Origin of the sequence: Streptococcus sp. LQJ-218 (genome assembly GCF_003428885.1) — a bacterium.
In the GTDB taxonomy this organism is placed as follows: Bacteria; Bacillota; Bacilli; order Lactobacillales; family Streptococcaceae; genus Streptococcus.
On record NZ_QQRU01000002.1, the window covers coordinates 124,347 to 140,828 of the forward strand.

The window sequence follows — 16,482 nt, forward strand, 5'->3', positions numbered from 1 at the left end:
GAATTAATCTAACTTTTCTTTGATGTCACCCAAACCTCAATCACTGCCCAGTAGTTCTTGAATCAGTTTATTTTCAACCGTATCATTCTTTGTTCTTGATATCTTTCCAAGCATTGTAGTACAGCAGATTTTTGTCCAAGGACTGAGCTTCCTTTAACAACCCAAGCTCCCTTATATTATATCGGCCAGCCCCATGGAAAGATTATGGCCAGACTAATCAATGATATAATACATACTAGAATACAAAATATTTTTTTATTCATACTTTTCTCCTATCTTTATTTTCTACCTACATAGTACCTCTTATTAAGCTCATTTCAAAATTACGTTAACTTTTTTCACAACTTTATTTCGACTTTCTTTTTTACTTTTTACACTGCTATGATACAATATTTTTAACAAGATTTTATTGTTTGTTAACTTTTTTCACGGAAAGGAGAAAATCATGCGTTATGATTTCGGAAAGGTCTATAAAGAAATACGTGAGTCAAAGGGGCTGACCCAAGAAGAGGTCTGTGGGGGTGTTCTCTCAAGAACCAGCTTATCAAAAATCGAAAGTGGCAAGACAACCCCAAAATATGAAAATATGGAATTTCTTCTCCGGCAAATCAATATGAGTTTTGAAGAGTTTGAATATATCTGTCAACTTTATCAACCAAGTCAACGTACAGAAATTATGCAAGCCTATCTCAATATGCGTTCCATTATCGGAACCAGCGATCTTGCCAATTTATTTCAAAAATGCCAAGACTACCTCAAGACCCACCACGATCTCCCTATAGAAGAAATCAGAGACATGCTTGAAGTTGTCATTTATATCCGTCAACACAGGACAGGGGAACTATCAGATCACGCAGCACAGGTTGTCAAGAAACTTTGGAGGAAAATTGAAAAACAAGATACATGGTATGAGAGTGACCTAAAAATCCTCAATACCATTCTTTTCAGTTTTTCCATTGAATACCTCCATCTCATCACTGGAAAAATATTGCAACGCCTAGAAGTCTATAAAAACTATCAACATTTATATGAATTGCGAATGACAATTCTATTAAACCTTTCTACACTCTATCTATACAATCAAGATAAAAACATGTGTAAGCAAATCTGCTACACTTTACTGGAGGATGCCAAGAATAAGAAAAGCTATGATAGGCTTGCTATCTGCTATGTCCGTATTGGGATTTGTACAAACGATTCTAAACTTATCCAAAAAGGGTTCTCCCTTCTGGAGCTAACCGAGGAAACTTCTATGCTGTCTCATCTCAAAAAAGAAGTAGAGACCCATTATCAACCAAAGAAATTATAAAAAAGTCGAGGGGGTTCCTCGACCTTTTCATATTATTCCATTCATTATTTCTTAATACCAGCTGTTGTTAAGCCAGAAGCTTTTAGCTCTGCCAAGTCACATAGTTTGCTTACTACTACGTGTCCATGTCACCATGAATCGCCGAACGATTTAACGAGAAAGTATGACTTTTACGTTTATCCCAACTCAATTATGACATTTTTTTCAAAAGTCAATATATCTCACTTTTTTAACGACAAGAAAGAGGCTGATAAATCATCTCAGCCTCTCTTTCTTACTTTGCAAACGAATCAATTTTTCCCTTTAAGTTCTTTCTTAGCTTGTTCTATCTGGTATTTCACTTGGTCAAATCCTGTACCTCCCAAAGAATTTCGTCTTTGAACAGCAGTTTTAGGTTGCAAGTAGACATAGATATCCTCGGCAATGAGGGAATGATAGGTTTGTAATTCCTCCAAAGTCCAATCTTGAATATTTTTAGCAGACTTGATAGAGTCTAGCACTAATCTTCCTACAACCTCATGAGCTTCTCTAAATGGCAAGTCTTGCCCTGCCAAATAATCTGCCAACTCAGTCGCATTTGAAAAGTCCTTCTCTGTCGATTCTTGCATTTTTTCCTTGTTTACCTGCAAGCTAGATAACATACCTGCCAATACATCAAGGGAATTTAAAATCGTTTCGACCGTGTCAAACATTCCTTCCTTATCCTCTTGCAGATCCTTATTATAAGCTAAAGGCAAGGACTTCATGACTGTCAACAGTCCAAACAGATTCCCATAGACTCTACCAGTCTTTCCTCGAATCAACTCAGCCATATCTGGATTTTTCTTTTGGGGCATAATAGAGGAACCTGTTGTAAACGTATCTGACAAGGTAATGAATTGGTACTCAAAACTACACCCGTTTATCATTTCTTCACAAAAACGGTTCATATGCATCATGAGTATACTGGCATTGGATAGAAATTCTAAGATAAAATCGCGGTCACTAACAGCATCCAAAAAATTTGTATACGGTTGCTTAAACTCCAACAAATCACTAGTCAAGTAGCGATCAATGGGGAAAGTCGTCCCTGCCAAAGCTGCTGTACCTAGAGGGCATAGGTCTGTATGCTTCTGGTTGAATTCAAAACACTCACTGTCTCTCTGAAACATATTGTAGTAAGCCATCAGGTGGTGGGCAAAACTAATAGGCTGGGCATGTTGCAGATGGGTATAGCCCGACATGATAGTCTCCACATGATTTTCCGCCAAGTCTAATAAAACACCTTTGAGATGAGCCAGTTTATCTAGGACATGGCCAAGTTGTTCCTTAAAAACCTAGGAAAACTACATAAAAATTTCATTCCTAGGCTTATTGATGCTATTTATCTATGGGGAAACATGAGTATTCAGTCAGTCAAAATAAGCAGAGCTAACTCATTTCCCCTCGCCCAATTCAATGATACGATGACATTGTTGGGCTACATAAGCATCGTGGGTCACAATAATAACTGTTTTCCCTTCTCGATTCATCTCTAAGAGAAACTTCAAGACCAAATCTCTATTTTCAGGATCTAGCGAACCTGTCGGTTCATCGGCTAAAATCAGCTGGCTGGGTTTTAAGATGGCTCTAGCAACTGCAATTCGTTGTTGTTCCCCACCAGACAACTCGGAGACCTTTTGATGCAAAGTAGCTGACAAACCTACCCTCTCTAAAATCTCTTCCACCTTTTTGAGCTTGTCTTTCTTGGACAATTTCACATATTTCAGCGCCAGCATGAGATTGTACTCGACCGTTTCATCATCAATCAGGGCAAAATTTTGAAATAGATAAGAGATATGTTCACGGATTATTGTTTGCGACTTAGCAGAATTAACCGCTAGATTTGTCTGACCAAAAATCTCATACCGTCCGCTATAATCACCATCTATCAAACCTAATAAATTTAACAAGGTCGACTTACCACTACCACTCTTGCCAACAATGGCTACCAAATCACCCTGATCAATCCTAAGAGACAAGTGATCCAAAATCACTTTTCCCCCAATGGTTTTGGTAATATTTTTCAACTTTATCATAAGTGATCCCCTTTCAATAACTGCACTACATTTCGTTTTTCCATCTTAGAACCCAAGAAAAGTACAAACAGAATATCTAAGCCTGTAAATCCTGCAAAAAGTAGGAGCGGAAAAAGTGCCTGTGTAAAGAATAGCAGGACTACAAAAGGAAGGCTATATACCAATAAGAGAAGCCTCAAGAAAGAACGATACCGATCTATCAATTTCCAACCCATAAACTTCTTGGTGATGATATCTGTTCGCTTCAATAAGAAAGTTGTTACTAGTAAGAAGTAGGAAATCATCATGCTAAGGAGACCAAACAAAGCAAAGAGTATATTAAAATTGCGAACTGCATCTCGATAAGAATCCACTTTCTCTTGTTGAATGGCTTGAATAGATGAAAATTTTAAATAATTTCCATCTGACAATTTCTCAACTAACTCTGTAATCTCTTTTTGATGTTGAACCGTATTTTCAATTTTAATCGGATTATTTAAGCCAGTTGTTGACAGGGAGGCTTTCTCATCCCACATCATATCAGAATCATTGACCAAGCTAATAATTGGATTGGAGAGATTTTTCTTTCGCTTATCACTATATGGGAAAAATGACCAATCTCCTTCATAATAGGCAATCTCGACATCCATCTCCTCTATCGTTCGTTTTTGCTGCTCTTCATACTTCATCGAATGAAAGGCAATTAACTTCCCCAAGAGCTGATTTTTATCTTCTTGTCCTTTATCACTGGCTGGCATCAAAATAACTTTTTTAATACCGGTATCTGGTAGCTTGAATCCCTTGCTCTTTAGAAAATTGCGATTGGCATAGTAAACATCCACCGTATCTGTTAACTGATATTGCTGAATCTGTTCTGATTGGACAAAATTTTTTACAGGAAGACTGCTACTCTGCACATAGCCCGCCTGCGTTTTTTCTACCAAATCCTGATAAAATCGATAGAAATAATCTGTAGATTTCCCTGAACCGGCTAGCTCTTCTTGCCACAGGTTATCATTGAGTTTGAAGGTTTCTAAGGTCAGGTAATTACCTTGGCTTACCCACTGTTGCTGATAAGCAAGTTCTTTGTTTTCTTGTTCTAAACTTCTGCCCACCCCAATCAGTAAGGCCGTCAGTAAAATAGTGGTTCCAATTTTCATCACATAATTGAAGATTAAACCAAATTTGAAAGATGAAAAACCTTTCAACAGAGAGCTGATTGTCATTTTTTGGATCAAGAGATAAGTCAACCAACTAATAAAGAGATAAAGTTGCAAAAGCAAAAAATACGACAACCATAACATTGGGAATAAATCTTTTGGCTTGTAATCAAGTAAGAAACACACTCCCAGATTGATCACGAGCGCCCCACCTAGGAGGAGGTAGAGGTTGCCTTTAACAACATCAGCTAAAACAGCCCGATCTTGAAACCCAAGTAACTTTTGAACCCCAACTCTTTTCATCTCCATCATCGGCTGATACACTGTTACTAACACAAGAAGTAAAATAGCCAAGACAAAGACAATGGCAGATAAAAGCAAATCTCGATTTATGACTTCCACTGCACTTTTGTAGGTTGGCTCTAGCAAGGTCGCCTGGTCTATCTTGAAAAAATCGCTCCATTTCTGTACAATCCTGTCCTTGTCCATCTCTTGTGTAGAAGTTATCGTATAGCGACCATTTAAACTACGAGATGTATCCTTGATATAGGTTTGAAAAGTCATAAGCTGAATAGGCTTGGCTTTTAGAAAGGTCGGAATCGTACCAAGTTTATTGGAAATTTCTTTATTACTGTAGACTCCTTCACCATCTGTAGTAAAATCAAGAGAAGAAATCCCAAACTCTTGGTAGGGGAAGGTATCTTTATCAAAAACACCAGACTTGATTACCTCATCACCACTGTCTGTTTTGATGATGGAGACCTTGTACTCCTTTGATACATCCTCAAAAAATCGAAGAACAGACGCTGCAGGTTCGTTAATATCTTTCAAATACAAATCCAAAGAATCTACAGTCTTTCCCATTTCCCGAATCCGAACCGCTTCACGTGTGTAGTTTACATTAAAAACAAAAAAAGTGGTACACAGCAACAGCAGAAACATACAAAGATGACTGATTTTTTTCATAAAAGTACCTCCACTAAAGTTCTCCCTCCCCTAATAGGAGAGGGAAAATTTCACTTAAAATCCATAGAAATATTCTAATCCTGTTGGCGGAATTTTATTAAGGGAAGCTTTAGCCCAAACCTCGGGATCTTCACGATCCTTAGAGATTCTACCTCCATGCTTGACAGTTGCTGTATGAGATCGAGTAGAATGTAAATAATCAGAATATCCAAAAGTTCCTGTCCAACCTACTCCATAGTTCCATTGACCACCATCAACCCATACTGCTAAAGCATTTGTAGTAGCAAGTATACCACATACCATTAAAGATGCAACACCAATTTTAACTAATTTTCTCATGATTTATTTCTCCTATTATCGAGAGCTGTTCCGTAAAAACAGCTATAGTAATTTATCAACAAGTATCGTAGTCCATTGGAGTCACCTTCCTTCTATCTCATTCTTTAACAACGAACTTATTTTTAACCGGGAGAATAGTACGCTCCTGTATCAATACCTTGAGTAACTAGAGTAGTACTAATAAAACTTCGACTATTACTCAGTAGAATTAGCACAATAAGCAACAGAGATAGCGCTTTCAAATATTCGAATTTTAATTTTCCCATCTTGCCACCTTCTTTCACCTATATTATAAATCAACATATATAAATTGTCAAGCAATTTAAGTAATAATATAAATATTTTCAAAAAGAAGAATTATAGTTATATTTGCATATAAAAAAGATAGCTTTTGCTATCCTTATACATTCTCTGACTACTTATCCATCAGATATTGTTCTACCTTGAGTGCCATAACTTCACTATTTTCAATTAGATAGAGCACCTTAGCTTTCATATAATAGTCCTTAGCAACAGAGATATCAAGATCTTCTGTTACATTTCCCAACAAACAATATAAATCTGCTAACCTAAAGCTACTATGATATTTGTTACAAAATTCAATTATCTCCAATAATAGCGCTCTGGACTTATCCATCTCCTCCTGTTTCCAAAGGTGGTAACAATAATTGTATTTTATTTTGATATACAACTCAATTTGTTCACGCACATTGGTATCGATTTTTGAAAGAGCTACGGAAACCTGATTATATAGTTGTTCAAATTTCTCCTTATCCTCATCATAGCCTAAGAAAATCAGCAGGGTATTCAAAATGTACAAATAGTCCACTTTATCAATACTAATCCTACTGAGGATGCCCTCTATTTTTGAAATAGCTAGTTTTAATTGATGTTCACATTGATAGGTTAGAATGGCATCTATCCAGTCCAGATAAATCTTTTCATCAAAAGATAAAGAAGTCTGTTGCTTTCTCTCTCCCTCAAAAGCATATTTCAAAGAGGCATAATCTTGATTTTCCAACAATGTTTCAGACAACCTCTTGAAAGCAGACAAGCCTAGAAACTCTTTCGAAATTTCCCCTGAAAAGAAATAGTCCATATTTAATCCCATTTTTTCAGATAATTTATATAACAAATCTGCTCCTGGCATATATTTGCCTTGTTCCATGCGACTTATCTGAGTTTGTTGGCAAATTCCTTCTGCCAACTCTTTTTGCGACCAGCCCAGCTCTTTTCGCTTATTTTTTAATCTTGTTGCTAATAATGCATGCATGCTAACCACCACTATTTATATTCTATAAAAATATTATACTACTTTTTTGAGAAGATTATGACATCTTGTCTACAAAGAGTGAACAGGATTCTAAAAAGGAAAGAAAAAAGAGCTATTCAAAGCTCTTTCCCCTATTTCTTAATACCAGCCGTTGTTAAGCCAGAAGTTTTTAGCGGCTGACCATGAACCGTAACGTCCTGCAACGTAGGCATCTGCTACACGTTCTTGGTTTTCAGCTGAGTAGTCACCATTCAAGTATGAATCTGTCAATTGGTAACGTCCGATGTAACGGCCATTTGTAGCTGTATAGCTACCGCCTGATTCTTTTTGTGCAATCCATTCTTTAGCTTCTGCTTCAGATCCGCTTACAGTTACAGCTGGTGCTGAAGTTTCTGCTGCAGCAACAGTTGCTTCTTCTACAGGAGCGCTTGCAGCTGGTGTTGCTTCTTCTACTACTTCTGTAGTTTCTGCTACTGGAGCTGAAACAGTTTCATCTTGAGCAGCTGGTGCCGCATAAGTAGCTGGCGCTGGTGTTGTAACAGGCGCTACAGGACCATCGATAACCAACTCTTGACCAACATAAATCAAATGAATGTTGTCAATGTGGTTGTTTTCTGCTAATTTCTCAACAGTTGTGTTGTGAGTTTCAGCGATTTCTGAAAGTGTATCACCTTCTTTAACAGTGTAAGTTGATGATTCTTGAGCAGATACAAATGATGGAGCAAATACTGCAAGCAAGGCAGCTACTCCTGCAAGAGTTGTTTTAATCTTTTTAGTTGTTGTTTTCATATTTGAAAATTCTCCTTCTTTCTATAGTTCTATCATACTCTTTGAATATTACCGTTTCTTAACGCCTTTATGTAGAAATATTACAAAATTATTTTTTATTTCCCTAAATAAGGTATTTTTTGTCATAAAAGATACTATTTTTATGCTACTTGAGGTATTAGAAAGGTTTTCATCCACAATTAAAGTCAAGACCTTTATTCTTTGATATAATAGAGATAAGAATTTATGTAAGGGGAAACTGATGAAATCACTTCGTTTTCAATCTGTCTTTGATATCATCGGACCAGTTATGATTGGCCCATCTAGTAGTCATACCGCTGGTGCTGTTCGTATTGGGAAGATTGTCTCTTCCATTTTTGATGATACTCCGACAGAAGTCGAATTCCAACTATTTAACTCATTTGCCAAAACCTATCGTGGTCACGGGACAGACCTAGCCCTTGTTGCTGGTATTTTGGGCATGGATACAGATGATCCTGAAATCCCAAACAGCCTGGAAATTGCCCACAAGCGTGGTATCAAGATTGTCTGGACCATTCAAAAAGACAGTAATGCTCCTCATCCAAACACCACTAAAATTACCGTCAAAAATGCTCACAAGACCATCAGTGTAACTGGTATTTCTATCGGTGGAGGAAATATTCAGGTCACCGAACTCAATGGCTTTGCCGTCTCTCTCAGTATGAATACACCGACTATCATCATCGTTCATCAAGATATTCCAGGTATGATTGCCCTCGTAACAGAGGCCCTTTCCCGCTATGGTATCAATATCGCTCAGATGAATGTTACTCGTGAAAAAGCTGGTGAAAAAGCCATTATGATTATCGAAGTTGACAGTCGCAACTGTGATGAGGCTATCGAAGAAATTCGAAAAATCCCTCATCTCCACAATGTCAATTTCTTTAAATAGGAGGAAGCATGTTTTATTCTATCAAAGAATTGGTCGAGCAAGCAGATCTGGACTTCCAAGGAAATGTCGCAGAACTCATGATTACAACAGAGTTTGAATTGACCGGTCGCGAACGTGAAGAAGTCTTCCTTCTCATGGAACGTAATCTGGAAGTCATGAAAGCCTCTGTCCAACTTGGCCTCAATGAAAATAAATCTCGTAGTGGCCTGACAGGTGGAGATGCTGCCAAATTGGATCACTACATCAAAAACGGAAAAACTCTGTCAGATTACACGATTCTCTCTGCTGCCCGGAATGCCATTGCAGTCAATGAACACAATGCCAAAATGGGCTTGGTTTGTGCCACTCCGACCGCAGGAAGTGCTGGCTGTCTGCCTTCCGTTCTCACTGCTGCTATTGAAAAATTAGAGCTCAGCCACGAACAGCAGCTGGATTTCCTCTTTGCTGCTGGTGCCTTTGGACTAGTCATCGCAAACAACGCCTCTATCTCAGGCGCTGAGGGTGGTTGCCAGGCTGAGGTTGGTTCGGCCTCTGCTATGAGTGCTGCCGCCTTGACTCTAGCTGCAGGCGGAACACCTTATCAAGCCAGTCAAGCTATTGCCTTTGTCATTAAAAATATGCTGGGCCTCATCTGTGACCCTGTAGCAGGCTTGGTTGAAGTTCCCTGCGTCAAGCGCAATGCCATGGGAGCTAGCTTTGCCTTCATCGCAGCAGACATGGCCTTGGCAGGTATCGAATCTAAGATCCCTGTGGATGAGGTTATCGATGCCATGTACCAAGTAGGAGCAAGCATGCCAACTGCCTTTCGTGAAACAGCTGAAGGTGGACTCGCTGCTACTCCTACTGGTCGTCGCCTCCAAAAAGAAATTTTTGGAGAATAACTTATCAAAATAGGAGAAACCATGACCTCTATCACAGCTATTTTTTTCGATCTGGATGGAACCCTCGTTGACAGTTCTATCGGGATTCACAATGCCTTTACCCATACCTTTAAGGAGTTGGGGGTACCTAGCCCTGATGCCAAAACGATTCGTGGTTTTATGGGGCCACCCCTCGAAAGTAGTTTTACGACCTGCCTGCCCAAAGAACTAATCTCTGAAGCCGTGCAGATATACCGTTCTTACTACAAGGCAAAAGGCATCCATGAAGCTCAACTCTTTCCTCAAATTGTAGACTTGCTTGAGGAGCTATCGAGCAAATATCCTCTTTATATCACCACGACAAAAAATACTCCAACTGCTCAAGACATGACTAAGAACTTGGGAATCCATCATTTCTTTGATGGCATTTATGGCTCCAGCCCTGAAGCACCTCATAAGGCAGATGTCATTCGCCAAGCCTTACAAACACATAAACTAGGACCAGAACAAGCCATCATCATCGGAGATACCAAGTTTGATATGCTGGGTGCTCAAGAAACAGGCATTCAGAAATTGGCCGTCACTTGGGGATTTGGAGATCAGACAGACCTACTAAACTATCAACCTGATTATATCGCCCACAAACCCTTAGAAGTTTTGAAGTATTTTTAATAACATAGACTGGATAACCACTCCATTTCAGAAAAAATGAGGCAAGCTTCTACATAACAAACCGCATATTATCAAGGCTCTTCATCCTTGATAATATGCGGTTTTCTTTTTTATTCAACGTGGGTGGTTTGATTGGCAAAGGCGATAATGGCTTGCTTCAACTCATCTCCACTAAGAGTGCGGAACTCTTCAATCTTTTTATCGATGGCTTCTAGAGGCATGACATTAACCTTACCAACGAAAATCTTATCCATAACTTGGTTATCAATAAGTTCTGTTGATACCAGGAGTTCTTCATAAAGTTTTTCACCTGGACGGATTCCCACTTCAACGATTGGAATTTCGCTCTCAGTGTGTCCACTTAGAAGGACCATTTTCTTAGCCAAGTCATAAATCTTGACTGGTTTGCCCATATCAAGGATAAAGACTTCTCCATCTTTAGCATAAGCGCCAGCATGGATAACCAGACGGCTAGCTTCTGGAATAGTCATAAAGTAACGGGTCATACGAAAGTCTGTCACCGTTACAGGCCCACCTTCAGCAATCTGGCGTTCAAAGACTGGAATCACACTACCACGGCTACCAAGAACATTCCCAAAACGAACTGCACAGTAGGTCGATTGGCTACTTTGGTTAAAACCAGTGACAATCAACTCAGCCACGCGCTTGGTTGCTCCCATAACATTTGGTGGATTAACCGCCTTATCTGTCGAAATCATAACCATCTTAGGCACTTTGGCTTCATCAACAGCCTTAGCAACGTTGTAGGTTCCACGAATATTGTTTTTGAAGGCTTCTTTTGGATTGCGCTCCATCATAGGAACGTGCTTATGGGCAGCTGCATGATAAACAATAGCTGGCTTGTACTGTTTAAAGACTTGCAAGAGACGGTCATAATCTTGAATGTCCGCAATCACAGGCACATAATCAATCCCTTGGAACTTACGAATCAATTCATGATAAACAAGGTAGATTGAATTTTCCCCATGTCCGAGTAAAACGATGCGTTCAGGATTGAAACGACTAACTTGGCGACAGATTTCAGAACCGATTGAACCACCAGCACCTGTGACTAAGATTGTCTTACCTGTCAGTTCTGCTCCTAGACGCGATTCGTCAAGACGAATTTCCTGACGACCCAAAAGGTCTGTGATATCAATCTTCTGGAATCCTCCACCTGCTTGGTGAAGTCCTTGAACAACAGTTTCAACCTTAGGCATCTTGTAACATTTGACACCCAGCTTATTGCACATCTGCAAGATACGCTCATATTCTGACGGGTCAAGTGACGGAATCGCAACGATAACTCGCTCGATTTGGTGACGTTTGGCTAATTCAGGCAGATTGTCATAAGAGCCTAAAACAGGGATTCCACCAAGCTTTTGACCCTTTTTCTTTTCATCCTTATCCAAAATACCAACAAGTTCCAAATCACTGGTTGGATGTTGGTAGCTGTTCATAAAGAGGGCTCCACCATCGCCAGCTCCAATCAAGAAGGTCCGACGGTGTTCTCCATCACCACTGCCTTTTTTGCGTTTAGAGTAGATTAACTGCCAAGTAATCCGTGGCAATAAAATCAAGAAGGTACTCAACAAGATAAAGAGAACGATAAAACGGATAGAAAAGAGTGGCAAGAAGGCATAGCAGATACTATATGACAAGATACTGCTCACAGTCACACCAAAAAAGATTTTCATGAAATCCGTAATCTTGCTGTAACGACTAATACTAGCGTTCAACCCCCAAAATCCAATCATCAATTGATAGAACAGGAAGGCCAAACTCGTATAGATGATGTAGTCAACAGGTGCTGGATTAATCAAGCCGTAGAATAAGATATAAGATACAATGATGGAAACCACCATACTCAAAATATCAAATATTCCCCAAAAAACCTGTTTTTGTTGTTTATTTAAAATTTCCACCAGATCAATCACATAATCTGTGAGTTTTTTATTCATAGAAATTTACTCCTCCTTAAAAGAGCTGAATAGTTATATTGTTATTATAACACTTTTTCTCTAGTTTACGATTTGCTACAATCTTTTACTTGCTTTTTCGTAACAGTTTCATAAAAATAAACTGTCGGATAAATCCTGGACAAAGGGCGACCACCATCTGAATGGCAACACTCTTGGCATACTCCATGTAAGAAATTTGCCCTCGCTTCAGCATGCGCTGACGAGCTTGACGATAGAGTTTGAGGTAACGCAGTCCCCCACGACGCTCAAACATCCCTGCTCCGACACGAACCTTACACAAGATTTGATCTAGATTTCCAGTCCTAGCTCCTGCAGCAATCATATTGAGCCAGAGGAGGTCATCCTCCATATAAAGGCCGTCCTCATAGTTGCCTGCCTTGAGAACCATGTTCTTCTTGAACATGACAGTCATGTGGTTAAAAGCACTTCTCATCCTTTGATAAGCTACAATATCTGCATGCTGGGTTGGAACACGACGGTAAGAAACAATCTCATCAGGATTATCAATAAACTCTGCAATATGTCCACCTAATAGGTCGAGCTTGTCCTTCTCCATTAGCTGAACCTGTTTCTCAAAACGGTCTGGAACAGCTATATCATCCGTATCCATACGGGCAATAATATCATACTGACACTGCAAAACACCGTATCGAAGAGCCAGACCTAAGCCTTGATTCTGCTCAAGAGGATAGCGCTTCACTGGAATATCAGACTCAGCTTCAAGCTGGTCTAATACCTGATAGAGCTCAGGCGTCAAAGGTCCATCCTCGACCAGAACCAATTCGCTCGGTTTCAGGGTCTGATTTCGAACACTCTCAATAGCATCCTTTAAAAATATCGGATTTTCCTTGATATAGACCGACATCAATACGCTGATTTTTTGCTTTTCAGACACAGTTTTTCTCCAATGTATAGATTTCCTTCCACTATTTTATCATAATTTTCAAGACTTTCCCATTTTTATCTTGAAAGCCCAAAACCTTACTTGACATTATAAGGAAAAAACCTTAAAATAAGCTGTTGTTAAAATCAGCTAGAAGAGGTATTATATGAAAAAGCAATCACTCTTTTTTGTTCCAGGAATTATCCTGATTGGTGTTTCCTTGCGGACTCCTTTTACTGTTTTGCCCATTATTTTGGGAGATATTTCGCAAGGGCTGGGAGTAGAAGTTAGTTCACTTGGTGTCTTGACCAGCCTTCCTCTCCTCATGTTTACCCTCTTCTCACTCTTTTCTACCCGACTGGCTCAGAAAATCGGCTTGGAGCATCTCTTCACCTACAGCCTTTTCTTCTTGACTATCGGTTCTTTCATTCGACTAATCAATCTGCCCCTGCTCTATCTAGGAACCTTGATGGTTGGGGCAAGTATCGCAGTCATCAATGTTCTGCTTCCTAGCCTTATCCAAGCCAATCAACCAAAGAAAATTGGTTTTCTGACCACCTTATATGTAACTTCTATGGGGATTGCGACGACTCTGGCTTCCTATCTAGCGGTGCCTATTACACAAGCCAGCTCCTGGAAAGGACTTATCATCCTCCTCACCCTACTCTGCCTAGCAACTTTTTTGGTCTGGCTGCCTAATCACCGCTATAATCACAAACTGGCTCCACAAACCAAACAAAAAAGCAAAGCAAAGGTCATGCATAATAAACAGGTCTGGGCCATCATTGTCTTTGGCGGACTTCAGTCCTTACTCTTCTACACCGCTATGACCTGGCTACCGACCATGGCCATCCACGCAGGTCTATCCAGTCACGAAGCTGGCTTGCTGACTTCTATCTTCTCTCTGATTAGCATTCCTTTTTCAATGACCATCCCAAGCCTGACAACTAGTTTATCTACTCGTAACCGTCAGCTCATGCTCACTTTGGTCTCACTGGCTGGTGTGGTCGGCATTTCCATGCTCTTTTTCCCAATCAATAATTTCTTTTACTGGCTTGCCATCCATCTCCTCATCGGAACTGCAACCAGCGCCCTCTTCCCTTATCTCATGGTCAACTTTTCACTCAAGACAAGTGCTCCTGAAAAGACAGCCCAATTATCCGGCCTATCTCAAACAGGAGGCTATATCCTAGCAGCCTTTGGGCCGACTCTCTTTGGATATAGTTTTGACCTTTTCCACTCTTGGGTACCAGCTGTAGCCGCCCTCTTGCTCGTCGACATCCTGATGACTGTTGCCCTCTTTACAGTGGACAGAGCTGATAAAATCCTCTAAACTTCTAGTTTTGCCTAGAAGTTTTTTATATATAAAAATTTTACACATTTCCCTTGACAGGGCTTTCTTTTAGATGTACAATGTATATGTAGAAAAATTATATATAAAAATCTTACACATTAGAAAAGGAGGTTTCCCATGTACTTTCCAACATCCTCTGCCTTGATTGAATTTCTCATCTTGGCCGTACTGGAAAAAGGGGATTCTTATGGTTATGAGATTAGCCAGACCATTAAGCTGATCGCCAATATCAAAGAATCTACACTCTATCCTATCCTAAAAAAATTGGAAGGCAATAGCTTTCTGACAACCTATTCTAGAGAGTTCCAAGGTCGCATGCGCAAATACTACTCCTTGACAAACGGTGGTATAGAGCAACTCTTGACCCTAAAAGATGAATGGACACTCTATACAGACACCATCAATGGCATCATAGAAGGGAGTATCCGCCATGACAAGAACTGAATACCTGACTCAGCTAGAACTCTATCTCAAAAAACTGCCTCAGGCTGACCAAATTGAAGCCATGGACTATTTCAGGGAACTCTTTGATGATGCTGGAGTCAAAGGAGAAGAAGAACTCATTGCCAGTTTGGGAACTCCCAAAGAAGCAGCCCACGAAGTTCTATCCAATCTTCTCGATAAAAAAATCAATGAAGCACCCGCTCAAAAAAATAACCGACAAATTTTGCATATCGCCTTGTTAGCCCTCCTTGCAGCACCTATCGGCATTCCTCTGGGAATCGCCATCCTCGTGTCCCTGTTCGCAATCCTTGTAGCCGCTTTGACTGTCATTCTGGCTTTCTTTGCAGTTTCCATATTGGGTATCATCGGCGGATTCCTATTTTTAGTTGAAAGTTTCACTGTCTTAGCCCAAGCTAAATCAGCCTTTATCTTGATTTTTGGTGCTGGTTTACTGGCCATCGGTGCTTCTTCGCTGGTTTTATTAGGTATTTCCTATGTAGCTCGCTTCTTCGGTCTACTCATTGTTCGCCTGGTACAATTTGTTCTCAAAAAAGGAAAGAGAGGTGATCATCATGCATAAATGGACAAGAGGATTTCTCATTTTTGGTGTGGTGACTACTGTTATCGGCTTTATCCTGCTCTTTGTAGGTATCCAATCTGACGGAATCAAGAGCCTACTTGCCATGTCCAAGGAACCTGTCTATGATAGTAGGATGGAAGAGCTGACCTTTGGTAAGGAAGTCGAAAACCTAGAGATTACTCTCCATCAACACGCGCTGACCATCACAGACTCTTTGGATGATCAAATCCACATTTCTTACCATCCATCTCTTTCTGCTCACCATGATCTTATCACAAATCAGAACGATAAAACGCTGAGCCTCACTGATAAGAAACTGTCTGAAAGTCCGTTTCTCTCTTCTGGAATTGGCGGGCTTCTCCATATCGCAAGCAGATACTCGAGTCGTTTTGAAGAAGTTATTCTCCAATTGCCAAAAGGGAGAGCTCTAAAAGGAATCAACATCTCAGCCAATCGTGGACAAACTACCATCATCAATGCTAGCCTTGAAAATGCGACCCTCAATACAAACAGCTATATCCTCCGAATTGAAGGAAGTCGTATCAAAAACAGTAAACTCACAACCCCTAATATCATTAATATCTTTGATACAGATCTTACAGATAGTCAGCTAGAGTCAACAGAACATCACTTCCACGCTGAAAATATTAAAGTATATGGTAAAGTAGAACTATCTTCTAAAAATGCGCTCAGTATCATGCTAACTCAAAAAGAAAGCCAAGAAATTAACTTAGACCTCTCGAGTCACCATGGTCCTATTTATCAGTTATCGAGAGATGAGAGTCAACGCCACCCCAACGAATTAAGCAACCCTTACAAAACTGAAAAAACTGATGCAAAAGGTCAACTCATCGCTAAGGCTGATGATTATATTAGTCTTGAAACTACAGCTAACAGACCTTAATAAACCTATTTATATCGA

At 39.8% G+C, this 16,482-nt stretch carries 15 protein-coding genes and 2 pseudogenes; 8 read left to right on the top strand and 9 right to left on the bottom strand.

What is annotated here, in order from left to right; translation table 11 throughout:
* Positions 1-445 precede the first annotated feature (445 nt).
* A complete protein-coding gene (locus D2908_RS02275) occupies positions 446-1,309 on the top strand; it encodes a helix-turn-helix transcriptional regulator (RefSeq protein ID WP_117304531.1) in 864 nt (287 codons plus the stop codon).
* Between the two features lie 290 nt (positions 1,310-1,599).
* Here the strand turns inward: D2908_RS02275 and argH are convergent.
* The 6 genes and pseudogenes from argH to D2908_RS02305 all read right to left on the bottom strand — a co-directional run.
* Positions 1,600-2,619: pseudogene (gene argH, locus D2908_RS02280) on the bottom strand (argininosuccinate lyase); the annotation flags it as partial.
* 105 nt (positions 2,620-2,724) lie between these two features.
* A complete protein-coding gene (locus D2908_RS02285; RefSeq protein ID WP_117304533.1) occupies positions 2,725-3,366 on the bottom strand; it encodes an ABC transporter ATP-binding protein in 642 nt (213 codons plus the stop codon).
* On the bottom strand, positions 3,363-5,471 hold the full coding sequence (locus D2908_RS02290; protein WP_117304535.1) for a bacteriocin-associated integral membrane family protein: 2,109 nt from the start codon (positions 5,469-5,471) through the stop codon (positions 3,363-3,365). Before D2908_RS02290 ends, D2908_RS02285 begins: the two co-directional genes overlap by 4 nt.
* A gap of 54 nt (positions 5,472-5,525) precedes the next feature.
* Positions 5,526-5,810: a lactococcin 972 family bacteriocin gene (locus tag D2908_RS02295; protein ID WP_117304537.1), complete on the bottom strand. Its 285-nt coding sequence runs from the start codon at positions 5,808-5,810 to the stop codon at positions 5,526-5,528.
* A gap of 415 nt (positions 5,811-6,225) precedes the next feature.
* Complete coding sequence (locus D2908_RS02300; protein ID WP_117304539.1) at positions 6,226-7,083, bottom strand: helix-turn-helix transcriptional regulator; 858 nt, start codon at positions 7,081-7,083, stop codon at positions 6,226-6,228.
* 138 nt (positions 7,084-7,221) lie between these two features.
* Positions 7,222-7,872, bottom strand: a complete 651-nt coding sequence (locus D2908_RS02305) for a LysM peptidoglycan-binding domain-containing protein (protein WP_117304541.1) — start codon at positions 7,870-7,872, stop codon at positions 7,222-7,224.
* A gap of 241 nt (positions 7,873-8,113) precedes the next feature.
* Here D2908_RS02305 and sdaAB point away from each other — a divergent pair, with 241 nt between their 5' ends.
* The 3 genes from sdaAB to D2908_RS02320 are packed head-to-tail and all read left to right on the top strand — an operon-like array spanning position 8,114 to position 10,317.
* Positions 8,114-8,785 (top strand): L-serine ammonia-lyase, iron-sulfur-dependent subunit beta, encoded by a 672-nt coding sequence (sdaAB, locus tag D2908_RS02310; RefSeq protein WP_117304543.1) that lies wholly within the window; start codon positions 8,114-8,116, stop codon positions 8,783-8,785.
* 8 nt (positions 8,786-8,793) lie between these two features.
* Positions 8,794-9,666, top strand: coding sequence for an L-serine ammonia-lyase, iron-sulfur-dependent, subunit alpha (gene sdaAA, locus D2908_RS02315; RefSeq protein WP_117304545.1), 873 nt, complete (start codon positions 8,794-8,796; stop codon positions 9,664-9,666).
* Positions 9,667-9,687: 21 nt separating this feature from the next.
* Positions 9,688-10,317 carry an HAD hydrolase-like protein gene (locus D2908_RS02320; protein WP_117304547.1) on the top strand — a complete coding sequence of 210 codons (630 nt, stop codon included), beginning with the start codon at positions 9,688-9,690 and terminating at the stop codon, positions 10,315-10,317.
* 110 nt (positions 10,318-10,427) lie between these two features.
* Here the strand turns inward: D2908_RS02320 and D2908_RS02325 are convergent, their stop codons facing one another.
* The 3 genes and pseudogenes from D2908_RS02325 to D2908_RS10260 all read right to left on the bottom strand — a co-directional run.
* Positions 10,428-12,278 (bottom strand): nucleoside-diphosphate sugar epimerase/dehydratase, encoded by a 1,851-nt coding sequence (locus D2908_RS02325; RefSeq protein ID WP_117304549.1) that lies wholly within the window; start codon positions 12,276-12,278, stop codon positions 10,428-10,430.
* An 85-nt stretch (positions 12,279-12,363) separates the two neighbouring features.
* Entirely contained in the window at positions 12,364-13,164 is an 801-nt protein-coding gene (locus tag D2908_RS02330; RefSeq protein ID WP_346426289.1) for a glycosyltransferase, read from the bottom strand.
* A pseudogene (locus tag D2908_RS10260) lies at positions 13,144-13,291 on the bottom strand (glycosyltransferase family 2 protein); the annotation flags it as partial. The pseudogene D2908_RS10260 and the gene D2908_RS02330, both read right to left, overlap by 21 nt.
* 57 nt (positions 13,292-13,348) lie before the next feature.
* On the opposite strand from D2908_RS10260, the gene D2908_RS02335 reads away from it, so the two are divergent.
* From D2908_RS02335 to D2908_RS02350, 4 genes are all read left to right on the top strand, one after another.
* Positions 13,349-14,515, top strand: coding sequence for an MFS transporter (locus D2908_RS02335; protein ID WP_117304553.1), 1,167 nt, complete (start codon positions 13,349-13,351; stop codon positions 14,513-14,515).
* A 138-nt stretch (positions 14,516-14,653) separates the two neighbouring features.
* Positions 14,654-14,980: a PadR family transcriptional regulator gene (locus D2908_RS02340; protein ID WP_000273855.1), complete on the top strand. Its 327-nt coding sequence runs from the start codon at positions 14,654-14,656 to the stop codon at positions 14,978-14,980.
* On the top strand, positions 14,967-15,560 hold the full coding sequence (locus D2908_RS02345) for a DUF1700 domain-containing protein (RefSeq protein WP_117304555.1): 594 nt from the start codon (positions 14,967-14,969) through the stop codon (positions 15,558-15,560). The genes D2908_RS02340 and D2908_RS02345 overlap by 14 nt, the downstream gene beginning before the upstream one ends.
* Positions 15,553-16,464: a DUF4097 family beta strand repeat-containing protein gene (locus tag D2908_RS02350; protein ID WP_117304557.1), complete on the top strand. Its 912-nt coding sequence runs from the start codon at positions 15,553-15,555 to the stop codon at positions 16,462-16,464. The genes D2908_RS02345 and D2908_RS02350 overlap by 8 nt, the downstream gene beginning before the upstream one ends.
* Positions 16,465-16,482 lie beyond the last annotated feature (18 nt).

What these genes read in the sequence shown, in the direction of transcription:
- D2908_RS02275 (WP_117304531.1), top strand. Translation starts at nt 446, where the DNA reads ATGCGTTATGATTTCGGAAAGGTCTATAAAGAAATACGTGAGTCAAAG.
- D2908_RS02285 (WP_117304533.1), bottom strand. Translation starts at nt 3,366, where the DNA reads ATGATAAAGTTGAAAAATATTACCAAAACCATTGGGGGAAAAGTGATT.
- D2908_RS02290 (WP_117304535.1), bottom strand. Translation starts at nt 5,471, where the DNA reads ATGAAAAAAATCAGTCATCTTTGTATGTTTCTGCTGTTGCTGTGTACC.
- D2908_RS02295 (WP_117304537.1), bottom strand. Translation starts at nt 5,810, where the DNA reads ATGAGAAAATTAGTTAAAATTGGTGTTGCATCTTTAATGGTATGTGGT.
- D2908_RS02300 (WP_117304539.1), bottom strand. Translation starts at nt 7,083, where the DNA reads ATGCATGCATTATTAGCAACAAGATTAAAAAATAAGCGAAAAGAGCTG.
- D2908_RS02305 (WP_117304541.1), bottom strand. Translation starts at nt 7,872, where the DNA reads ATGAAAACAACAACTAAAAAGATTAAAACAACTCTTGCAGGAGTAGCT.
- sdaAB (WP_117304543.1), top strand. Translation starts at nt 8,114, where the DNA reads ATGAAATCACTTCGTTTTCAATCTGTCTTTGATATCATCGGACCAGTT.
- sdaAA (WP_117304545.1), top strand. Translation starts at nt 8,794, where the DNA reads ATGTTTTATTCTATCAAAGAATTGGTCGAGCAAGCAGATCTGGACTTC.
- D2908_RS02320 (WP_117304547.1), top strand. Translation starts at nt 9,688, where the DNA reads ATGACCTCTATCACAGCTATTTTTTTCGATCTGGATGGAACCCTCGTT.
- D2908_RS02325 (WP_117304549.1), bottom strand. Translation starts at nt 12,278, where the DNA reads ATGAATAAAAAACTCACAGATTATGTGATTGATCTGGTGGAAATTTTA.
- D2908_RS02330 (WP_346426289.1), bottom strand. Translation starts at nt 13,164, where the DNA reads ATGTCGGTCTATATCAAGGAAAATCCGATATTTTTAAAGGATGCTATT.
- D2908_RS02335 (WP_117304553.1), top strand. Translation starts at nt 13,349, where the DNA reads ATGAAAAAGCAATCACTCTTTTTTGTTCCAGGAATTATCCTGATTGGT.
- D2908_RS02340 (WP_000273855.1), top strand. Translation starts at nt 14,654, where the DNA reads ATGTACTTTCCAACATCCTCTGCCTTGATTGAATTTCTCATCTTGGCC.
- D2908_RS02345 (WP_117304555.1), top strand. Translation starts at nt 14,967, where the DNA reads ATGACAAGAACTGAATACCTGACTCAGCTAGAACTCTATCTCAAAAAA.
- D2908_RS02350 (WP_117304557.1), top strand. Translation starts at nt 15,553, where the DNA reads ATGCATAAATGGACAAGAGGATTTCTCATTTTTGGTGTGGTGACTACT.